Annotated in this window: 1 pseudogene; it reads right to left on the reverse strand. The window is 58.4% G+C overall.

The features are described 5' to 3' along the window. Positions 1-63: 63 nt before the first annotated feature. Positions 64-471, reverse strand: a pseudogene (locus tag E0D98_RS25800) (GTPase family protein); the annotation flags it as partial.

Genomic DNA, 471 nt, shown 5'->3' on the forward strand with positions numbered 1-471 from the left:
GTAACGAAAACAGTGCTTTTGTGAGCAGACTCAGAGTCAGGGAGGGCATCAGTCACGACAGGTTCAGAAGAAAATCCAGTTCCATACCGCACGGGCAACAGAGACCACCGTGTCACGAACAGCGCGCAGGGCCGTACGGACAACAGAGGCAACACAGACGCTCTCCGCTGTGTCAAATATCCGGTCCACCGCACCGGTAAACTGTTCACGGGCCTGAGAGCGGACAGATTCCGTGCGCAGCTCGTCCTGCAGTCGGGTCATCAGGGGACTGGCGGCATGGTCGGGAAGCGCTGTCATGAGCGCACTGACCAGCGTATCCAGTTCCCAGCCGGTGCGGGCCGATACGGCCACAACCGGATGTACGGGCCGGAACAGACGGAATACCGCCTCCGTTTTTTCGCGAATATTCTGTGCCTGTGCAGGAGAAGGCTGAATACCGGCCATATCCCATTCATGGCAGGGCTCCGTTTT

The sequence above is a fragment of the Escherichia sp. KCJ4928 genome (assembly GCF_004352695.1).
Classification (GTDB): Bacteria; Pseudomonadota; Gammaproteobacteria; order Enterobacterales; family Enterobacteriaceae; genus ECMA0423.